This window comes from Nocardia sp. NPDC050378 (assembly GCF_040655675.1).
Classification (GTDB): domain Bacteria; phylum Actinomycetota; class Actinomycetes; order Mycobacteriales; family Mycobacteriaceae; genus Nocardia; species Nocardia coubleae.
In genome coordinates, this window is sequence record NZ_JBFAKI010000036.1 from 1 (window position 1) to 6,816 (window position 6,816).

6 protein-coding genes are annotated in these 6,816 nt (G+C 63.8%); 3 read left to right on the top strand and 3 right to left on the bottom strand.

What is annotated here, in order from left to right; translation table 11 throughout:
* Positions 1-95: 95 nt before the first annotated feature.
* Positions 96-1,403, bottom strand: coding sequence for an NtaA/DmoA family FMN-dependent monooxygenase (locus AB0I35_RS32240; RefSeq protein ID WP_357400090.1), 1,308 nt, complete (start codon positions 1,401-1,403; stop codon positions 96-98).
* Positions 1,404-1,457: 54 nt separating this feature from the next.
* A complete protein-coding gene (locus tag AB0I35_RS32245) occupies positions 1,458-2,300 on the bottom strand; it encodes an isocitrate lyase/PEP mutase family protein (RefSeq protein WP_357400091.1) in 843 nt (280 codons plus the stop codon).
* Positions 2,301-2,868: 568 nt separating this feature from the next.
* Here AB0I35_RS32245 and AB0I35_RS32250 point away from each other — a divergent pair.
* The 3 genes from AB0I35_RS32250 (at position 2,869) to AB0I35_RS32260 (ending at position 5,269) form a co-directional block, all read left to right on the top strand.
* A complete protein-coding gene (locus AB0I35_RS32250) occupies positions 2,869-3,534 on the top strand; it encodes a TetR/AcrR family transcriptional regulator (protein WP_357400092.1) in 666 nt (221 codons plus the stop codon).
* A gap of 343 nt (positions 3,535-3,877) precedes the next feature.
* On the top strand, positions 3,878-4,594 hold the full coding sequence (locus AB0I35_RS32255) for an enoyl-CoA hydratase/isomerase family protein (protein WP_357400093.1): 717 nt from the start codon (positions 3,878-3,880) through the stop codon (positions 4,592-4,594).
* Positions 4,595-4,699: 105 nt separating this feature from the next.
* Positions 4,700-5,269, top strand: a complete 570-nt coding sequence (locus AB0I35_RS32260; protein WP_357400094.1) for a nuclear transport factor 2 family protein — start codon at positions 4,700-4,702, stop codon at positions 5,267-5,269.
* A 419-nt stretch (positions 5,270-5,688) separates the two neighbouring features.
* Here AB0I35_RS32260 and AB0I35_RS32265 read toward each other — a convergent pair whose 3' ends face one another.
* On the bottom strand, positions 5,689-6,333 hold the full coding sequence (locus tag AB0I35_RS32265; RefSeq protein WP_357400095.1) for a TetR/AcrR family transcriptional regulator: 645 nt from the start codon (positions 6,331-6,333) through the stop codon (positions 5,689-5,691).
* Positions 6,334-6,816 lie beyond the last annotated feature (483 nt).

Consider the following 6,816-nt stretch of genomic DNA (forward strand, 5'->3'; position numbering starts at 1 on the left):
TCGATCGAAAAGAATGACATGTGTAGTGCCTACTTCCAAGACGACTGTGTCTGTGTCTGTGTCATCGATGTGTGTCAACCCGCACGAGAGGCGGGTCAGCGGCGGAACAGCTTGTCCCGCAGTGTTCCGCTGCGGTACTCCCGCTGCATGAGGCCGCGCTCCTGGAGGACGGGTACGGCATGCTCCAGGAAGTCGTAGGTGTTCTGCACGTCCTGACCGTTCAGGTTGATGCCGTCGACGCCGCCGACGTCGCGCCACTTCTCCAGTTCATCGGCGATCTGCTCCGGGGTGCCGACCACTCGATCCGAGCCGAGCTTGCGGACCATGTCGCGGAAGGTCCAGCTCTTGTCCGGTGCGGACTCGATGAATCCCTTGAGGATGCCCTGCATGGATTCGGTCTTGAAGTCCGCGAACGGTTTGTCGATGTCGATCTGCGACAGGTCGGTGCCCATCGACGAGCTGGTGAACGCGATATTGCCTTCCGAAATCAGCTGTTCGTCGAGCTCTTCGTTCTTTCGCTTCGCCTCCTCCTCGGTGCTCGCGAGGACGACGTTGAAGTACTGGAGGAACAGCATGTCGCTGCGGCTGCGGCCGTTCTCCTCCAGCCGTCGCGTCATATCGCTGATCATCTTCGCGGCGCCGTCCGGCGAGTCGGTGCCGATGAACATCGCCTCGGCATTGCGCGCCGAGAAATTGCGCCCGTCGCCCGAGCTGCCCGCCTGCAGCGTGACCGGCATCCGCTGCGGGGAAGGCTCGGACAACCCGATTCCGGGAACTCGGTAGTACGTCCCCTCGTGCTCGATCGGGTGCACCAGGGCGGGATCCGCGTACACCTTCCGCTCGACATCGCGGACGACCGCCTTGTCCTCCCAGGACTCGACGAGCAGCTTCCGGACCACATCCACGTACTCCTGCGCCCGCACGTACCGGGTCGAGTGGCCTTCCATGTCGTCGAAGCCGGCGTTGCGCCAGGCCGACGGCTGGTAGGAGGTGACGATGTTCCAGGAGATCCGGCCCTTGGTGAGGTGGTCCAGCGTCGCGACCCGCCGGGCGAAGTTGTACGGGTTCTGCTGGGTCATGTTCGCGCTGAAGGCCAAGCCGAGGTTCTCGGTGGCACCCGCGAGGGCGGCGGTGAGAACGAGCGGATCACCCAGGGGAAACGCCACGGCGTCCCGCACCGCGACGTTGTACGACGACTGGTACGTGTCGTGCACGCCGCTGAAGTCCGCCCAGAAGATCAGGTCGAACTTGGCGGCCTCCAGGGCCTTCGCCAGCTTGGTCTGATGATCGAGATCGAGATAGTTGAAGTCCAGATTGCCGGGGTGGTGCCACGCGGTGCCGAGGGGCCCACCGGGGGCGAAGCACGTGTAGAGGCCGAACCTCAGCGGGGTCGGTTGTGTCACTGTCGTCGTTCCTTCGGTGTGTGATTGATCGGTCGTCGATGTATTGCGCGCAGGTCAGCTCTGCGTCAGCAGCCCCAATTCGAGGGCGGTCGAGCGGTATTCGTCCGCTCCGAGGAAAATGTCGAAGGCTTCGTAGTCTTCCTCGATGCCCACCGAAGAGCCCTCGTGTGCGAGACGTTCGAGCGCCTTGCGCATGCTCGATTCCGCGACGAAATTGTTGAGCGTGGGGTAGAGCACGATGTCGGCTCCCTGCTCACCCAACTCCGCTGCGCTGTAACCGGGTCCATTGGTCATGAGGATGGGCACCCGGGCTTCCTTGCGCAGCCGCTCGTTCAGTACTTCACCCGGTTTCGGGGTCCTGGCGAGGAACAGCGCGTCGGCGCCCGCTTCCTGGTAGGCGAGCAACCGGTCGATCGTCGCGTCTTCGCCTTCGCTGAGTAGCGCATCCGAACGGCCGATGATGAGGAAGTCCTCTGATTTCCGGGCGTCGAGCGCCGCCTTGATCTTGTCGACCGCCTGCTCGACCGGGATGACCCGGGGAACTCCGAGGTGCTTACCGAAGACGTGGTCCTCGATGTGCGTCGCACTGGCACCGGCCCGCTCCAGAACCTGAACAGTGCGGGCAACGTGGATCGGATTGCCGAACCCGCCCTCGCCATCGACGATGACCGGCACGTCCACGACCGGAGCGATGCGGCGGACCGTGTCGGCCATATCCTCCAGCCCCACGAATCCGATGTCCGCCACTCCGTATTTCGTGGCCGACACCGCGTAGCTTCCTATGTACGCGGCCCGAAAGCCGAATTCGCGCACGAGCCGGGCCGAAATGCCGTCGTATGCGAGCGGAGCGATCAGCGGGGATGTCTGCCCGAGCAGGGTTTTGAGGGGAAGCACCATGTTGTCTCGGCTCTTTTCGCTGGGAGATATGTCTGGACGGATGTCGTGATACCTGGGTGTGGTACGCCGTCCTCACCGTGCCCCGCGCCCTATGCAAAGGCGGTGGTGGGTAGAGCAATTCGCAAGCGCTCAATGCCGCTCGCCGTGGTCGCTCAACGCGGGCGTGGCCATCGCTGATAGTGCTTGGACGGGCTGGTTGCCGTCTCGTTAGCACTCCGGCCGGCGGGGCATCTATGAGCTTCCTCACTTAAGCACACAGATCGTACGTAAGTCAACGTTTCGATATCTCTCCAGCCGGAGTGAGGATCTTCGCGGGCCCGGATGCGCTCTGGCGTCGACGACGGGAGGCTGGAAACGACCTCGCGCAAGCGTGCGCTTGTTGCTGCTGGTCATGTAGAGGGTCGTGATCGAAACCGACTGAGGGCATAGAGTGGAGCCGGGGCCGCTCACCGCGGGCGGTGGTCATATGCCGGGCCGGGGCCTCCGCGGGTTGTGGTGGTGCCGAGTCGGGTTTGGTATCGGACGTTGGCTGTACGTAAGTCTGTGGCATGGAGGAGGGTCCCGGTTCGTGAGCAAAGCGCAGGGTGAGAAGAGCGAGGCGCGGACGCGGCTGGGCAGGCCGCGTGACGGTTCGATTCGCAGGAAGGTCGTCGAGGCCGCCATCGAGTGCTACGCGGAGCGGGGGTGGAGCGGTTTCTCGTTCGAATCGGTCAGCATCGCGGCCGGAGTCGGGCGCCCGGCACTGTATCGCCGGTGGTCGGGGCGCGAGGAGTTGCTGATCGATGCGTTCCGAGAGTCGACACAGACCTTGCAGCTCCCCGACCACGGCAATGTGGCCGAGGACTTGACCGACCTCGCCCTGGCGCACCGTCGGCTCTTGGTCGGAGCTCGCGGGCGCGCGGGAATGCGCCTGTTCATCGAGCGCGAGGCCGTCGCCGAGGTGTTCCGGACGATCGCCACTGAGATCACCGCGCAGCGGGACCGGATAATCCTGGAGGTACTCGAGCGGGGCCGCTCCCGCGGCGAGCTCGACAGCGGGGTGGACCTCAACATAGCTTCGCAACTGCTGGTAGGTGCACTGATGTTGGATGCGCTCGTGCACGAGCGGACTACCCCGCAGATCCGGGTCACCGTCACCAAGACTGTCGAGACGCTCATGAGGGGACTGAACGCCCGACCTGCCGACGCCGTGTCCTCTGAGCGTGGATCGTCGCCGTCCGCCAGGAAGCGTTGACCTGGGCTACACGAGCCCACGCGTCCGTACCGAAACCGTTGCCGCCGACTGGCCGACGGTCAGTCGATGTTGCCGTCGGCACGCAGGATGGCCGAATGATGCGTTGGCGCGACCTCCGGCTTCGTGACGGATTGGTGGCGGAACGTCGAGGCGATTCGTTGCCGTCGAGAACCGCTGCTTGTGGCGATTTCAAACTATAACCTCTGTTGACATAGTGCCGTAGCTCACAGATACTAACTGTTGTCGGCATCAAGTAAGTCGAAAACGCTGCCGGGCGCGTTCCATGCCCGGCATTCACGGGACCGGCAGCGTCCCGACACTCAACGGTGAGGAGAGTCGGCCAGTGGCAGACTATGGACAGATCGACGTCACGCTCGAGAACGACGTGATGACGATCGCGATCGGCGCAATCGACGGACCGACGCACGCGGGGCTGGCGCGAATCTTCCGGGACGCGCACCACTCATCCGCCAAGTTGGTTGTCGTCACCGGCAGGGACCGGAAGTTCGTCAGCCCGGCGGATTACGACCATGACTGGATCGCCACCCTGCAGGGGTACGACACAATCGAGCACCTCATGCGCGATGCTGAGGACACGCTCCGCTACTCGATCACGCTCGACAAGCCGATGATCGCCAAGGTCTACGCTCCCGGCGCTCACCAGCTCGGCGCATCGCTCGCCATGGCGTGCGATTTCGTCTATGCGGCCGAGGATGCCACGTTCAGCGATCCCCACCTGTCGGGATTCGGACTGCCGCCGGGTGACGGCGGCGCCGTCCTTTGGCCCGCCCGCGTCGGGATGGCACGAGCGCGAGAGTTTCTCATGATGGATCGGGTCGCCACCGCCGCAGAGGCCGTCGACATCGGTCTCATCAACAAAGCGGTTCCGGCGGAAGATCTCGATGCAGAAGTGGACCGGCTCATCGAGAAGCTCAAGTCGTTCGACTACAGCTCGCTCCGGATGACGAAGAAGTCTCTCAACCAGTACGCGCAGCACAGTTTCCTCACCGTCGGCCAGGCCACGATGGCGCGCGAGGCGACGAGGTTCGTCGGCAAGTAGAACCGGCGGCGCTGCCGCGCGTCGGCGGTCGGCAGCGCCTCGACCGGCGAGAATGCCTCGGCTCGAGCCATGGGGCACCGAATGATCACCACGGATGGAAACGACATGGACGAGCAACAGGCCTTCCTCGAAACACTCAAAGCGGAGCGCGAGATCGCCAAGGTCATCCGGCTGGCCGCGCGGGCGTCCGACCGCAAGGACCTCAGCGCGCAGCGTGCCTGTTATCACGATGACGCCATCGACAACCACGGCATGTTCAACGGACCGGTCGACGACTTCTTCGCCTGGCTCCAACCGCACCACGAGAACTACGACATGTTCCTGCATTTCATGGGAACACCTTCCATCGAAGTCGAAGGGACCCGCGCCTTCTCCGAGACGTACTGCCTCGCGGTGACTCAATTGAAGGTCCACACCCTCTACACGCTGACGGCGGCGCCGATGACGATGATCGGTTGCCGATTCCTGGACGAATTCGAGCAGCGTGACGGTGCATGGAAGATCCTGAAGCGCACCGTGGTGTTCGAGTGGTCCAAAACCGACTACGCCGCCCCGGCCAAGGTGCCGCCCACGCCGGGTGGCCCCATGGTGCCGCCCTTCCGGTCGCCGGAGGACTTCGTGTACAAGCTGGGTGATGGCATCCTCATGAAACCTCCCGCGGCTGCCAGGGCCTGATCTCGTCTGGAAACCTCGCACTGCTGCGTCGGACACCGTCAATGGCGACCGAGTCTGTTCGACTTCGCCGCCCCGCCGATCATCGGTGCTCGCCGGGGCGGACGCCGGATTGCTTCCGATGTCGTAAGCCTCTGTCCGGCAACAGTTTCCGCTATCGCGTCGGCAGTCTCGGCGCCTTGTCGAAAGAGGCGCGAGCGGTTCGCGGCAGCTGTCAGGCGGTCGGTTTGCCGTGCTGGAGCCGAGGACATTTCGAGCTCCAGCCGGCATCGACCAAGTAGGCGCTTTGCGCCGGGACGGATCCGTCACAGTGACGATATTGCAGCGCGGAAGTTCCTCGCGAAATGCCAGGTCGTTGGGCCGAGACATTGTGTGCGGTCACCCGATCGGTCCGGTCCTCAATGAGCTCGACCGGCGACGGTTCACGATCGGGTGTCTGCGTGCACACCGATCGGCGATGTGTCACGCAGTCCCCAGAGGAGTGTGTCGACGGTCTTGGCAACGGTGACGCGACTCTGGGGGGTTGTTCGCTCGTGGGTGAGCGCATCCAACATCAGGGCGCCGACCAGCAGTTGCGACGCCGTGTCGAAATCGACTCCGCTGTCGAGCTCGCCGCGGGAGCGGCCCCGCTCGAGTACCTCGAGGATTATCCGGTCCCGCTGCGCGGTGATCTCGGTGGAGACGGTCCGGAACACCTCGTCGACGGCCTCCTGTTCGAGGAACAGTCGAGTACAGGCACGCCCGCGGACGCCGATCATTCGCTGACGGTACGCCAGGGCGAGGTCGGTCAAGTCCTCGGCCACATTGCCGTGGTCGGGGAGCTGCAAGGCCTGTGTCGACTCTCGGAACGCATCGATCAGCAACTCCTCGCGCCCCGACCACCGGCGATACAGTGCCGGGCGCCCGACTCCGGCCGCGATGCTGACCGATTCGAACGAGAAACCGCTCCACCCCCGCTCCGCGTAGCACTCGATGGCGGCCTCGACGACCTTCCTGCGAATCGAACCGTCACGCGGCCTGCCCAGCCGCGTCCGCGCCTCGCTCTTCTCACCCTGCGCTTTGCTCACGAACCGGGACCCTCCTCCATGCCACAGACTTACGTACAGCCAACGTCCGATATCAAACCCGACTCGGCACCACCACTTGCCAGGGGACGCTCGGCGCAGCACGCGATCACTACGGCGGGCACTCCCCGACTCCACTCTATATACCTGGTCCTGATCACCCTGGCTCACGTCGAACTTGTGTGCTCTACCGCGCGACGGCACACATCTGGTCGGGGCATCTGGGCTGAGGATGCAAGCTCAGGTCACGTCGACGGAAGCGTTGACTTACGTACGATCTGTGTGCTTAAGTGAGGAAGTTCATAGCTCTCGCCCGCGAGGGCGGCTGGTGGTTCCGGTCACTGGTTCGTGCGCTCGGACCTGAGCCCGGAAACCGTGAACGTTTGTTTTCCCCGCCTCTCGTGCGGGTTGACACACATCGATGACACAGACACAGACACAGTCGTCTTGGAAGTAGGCACTACACATGTCATTCTTTTCGATCGA